2 protein-coding genes are annotated in these 2,613 nt (G+C 60.8%); both read left to right on the forward strand.

Going from position 1 to position 2,613, the window contains the following annotated elements; translation table 11 throughout:
• The first annotated feature begins 218 nt into the window (after window positions 1–218).
• Window positions 219–1,499, forward strand: a complete 1,281-nt coding sequence (locus DW151_RS10290) for an MFS transporter (RefSeq protein ID WP_158571700.1) — start codon at window positions 219–221, stop codon at window positions 1,497–1,499.
• Between the two features lie 222 nt (window positions 1,500–1,721).
• Window positions 1,722–2,543: an HAD family hydrolase gene (locus DW151_RS10295; protein ID WP_118094380.1), complete on the forward strand. Its 822-nt coding sequence runs from the start codon at window positions 1,722–1,724 to the stop codon at window positions 2,541–2,543.
• Window positions 2,544–2,613: the final 70 nt, after the last annotated feature.

The raw sequence follows: 2,613 nt of genomic DNA on the forward strand, positions 1-2,613 counted from the left end.
CCAAACCGGACCTGATGGTCCAACTTTTTGTCCGCAGTCCCTGGTTTTTACTTTAGTAGATGTGTGGGACATGCCTTACAATCTACCAAGTAGTTCATACTGAGCGAAAAACGGAGAGAAGGGTCCTGATGCGTCCTTAATGTTTCATGCGGATAGATTGATTTGACAGACGGTGGCGAATACCCACCGCCCGTATTCGTATGAAACAAGGAGTCTCCATGCTCGCATCTCTTCTCTCAAAACCTCAACCTTCGCTGTCCATGCAGGCCAAGCGCCTGGTAGCGATGCGCTTTCTCATCTACACCGGGTTTCAGACCAGCTACTTTATCGGCGTCATCGGAACGCTTACCTATGCGGACGATGCCTCGGTCGTCGCGACATCGCTGGCCGTCCTGTTTATGAACGTTTTCGTGATCCTGGGATCCTTTGCGGGCGGCGCTGCGCTCGACGCATGGGGTCCGCGCCGCCATTTCTTGCTGAGCATCGTCGGCACGCTCGCAACTGGCACGGCAATCATCGCCTTTGGTAGCGCGACCGGCGTCGTCCTGCTCGGCGCGGTGTTTCTGGGCTTTACGATGGGATTCGCCCAGCCCATCGCCACATCCTATCCGGCTTACCTCACCGACGATCCTGTCGAGCTCAAAGACATCAACTCCGCCATCGCCATGTTTTCAAACGTGAGTATCATCGTTGGTCCCACGCTGGGCGGCTTTGTCGCGGCGGCTGCATCGTCGCGCGCGGTGTTCGTGCTCATGATGCTCTTTACCGTGCTGGCGCTCATCGCCGGCTGGGGCTTTAGGCCGCAGACCAGCCATGTCGCCGGGCATGCGGATGCCGATTCGGCAGAGGAAGGGGAGCGTGCGGGGCAAAGCTCCAACCCCAGCGCATCCACTCGCGCCACCTTCGCGACTAGCATCAAGACGGTCTTCACCAACAGCGTCCTCGCGCTACTTTTCTGCATCATTTTTCTTTCGAACTTTGGCTACGGAGCCTTCGATCCGCTCGAGTCGTTTTTCTATCGCGATGTCCTACGCGTCGGCGTTGAGTGGATGGGCTGGCTCTCGTCGGCCTCGGGCGTGGGCGCGGTGCTGGGTGCCGTGCTCGCGCTCCGCTTGCCGCCGCACTTGGTAAACCTAAAAACGCTGCTCGTGGCACTTATGTCCGTGGGCCTGGGAAGTCTGCTCTATGTGGGGACGCCGTACGTGGGCGTGGCCCTCGTCGGCCAGATCGCCCTGGGCATAGCTTGGGGTGTCGTCAACCCGCTCCACAACACCATTGTGCAGACGACGGCACCGCTCGAGCAGCTTGGCCGTGTGAACTCGGTCATGGGCTTTGGCAATATGTTCGCCGGCGTGGCCCCTCTGGCGATTGCCCCGTGGCTGGCGGCAACATTTGGCGTACAACGGACACTCGTGGGAGCGGGCATGGTCGTGACGGCGGTTCCCGCGGCGTTGCTGTTGTTTGGACGCCGGCATTTTGATCGTGCCGCAAGGCAGTAAAACCATCACAACATTCGATGAAAACCGCGTTTTTGCCGAAAAACATCGAATGTTGTGATGGTTTGCGCTCTGGGCCAGGCCATCCTGCGGATCCGGCCACCACAAAGGGGCCAGGCACCTTTGTGGTGGTTTTGCACCAAAGCGCCCCGTGCGCGCCTTGGTATACCATGTACGCCGCTTACGAATGCACCCCACACCGCCGCGCTACCCAGAAAGGCCCTCATGGACACCACCTTCAGCCACATCAAAGCCGTGTTCTGCGATATCGACGGTACGCTGCTCACGAGCCAGCACACGGTGTCCCCGCGCACCGTGGCGGCGATCCGCGCCCTGCGCGAGCGCGGCGTGCTCTTTGGCCTGTGCACCGGGCGCGACGCCCATGCGACCGAGGCCATGTACAAGCTCTGGGCCATCGAAGGCTTGGTAGACGTGCTGGTGGGCTGTGGCGGCGCCGAGGTCATCGACCGCGCGCACGACATCAACGAGCTGAGCTATCCACTGCCGGGCGAGACTATCGCGCGCATCTGCAAGCACATGGCGGACCTTCCGGCAACGCCCGTCTGCCCCCGAGACGGCGTGTTCTACGTGCCCGAGAGCAACGCGTGCGTCGAGCACCTGTCGCGCGTCGACGGCGTGCCCTACCAGGTGGTCGACTTTGCCGAGTTTTTGCGCGAGCCACAGCCCAAGGTGATGTTTGCCATGGCGCCCGAGGTAATGCCGCGGGTGATTGAGCGGGCGTCGACGTTTGCCGACGACACCGTTAAGGCGGCGGCTCTGCAAACCACGCAGCGGCTCTACGAGTTCATGGATCCGCGCGTGTCCAAGACGCGCGGCCTTGTGCGCGTGGCGGAGCTCAACGACATGGAGCTCCAGAACATCTGCGTGTTTGGAGATGCCGATAACGACACCTGCATGGTGGCTGACGCCGGCGTGGGTGTGGCCATGGCAAATGGCAGCGAGGCCACCCGCTCCGCCGCCGATTTTGTAACCGCCAGCAACGACAAAGACGGCATCGCGATCTTTATCGAGGAACATCTGCTGTAGCGCAGGGGGAGAACCACCACAATGGGGCGGGTGAACTGCGCCCCGAAACTTGGACTGAATAAATAGCGAC

The organism is Collinsella sp. AM13-34 (assembly GCF_003473055.1).
Classification (GTDB): domain Bacteria; phylum Actinomycetota; class Coriobacteriia; order Coriobacteriales; family Coriobacteriaceae; genus Collinsella.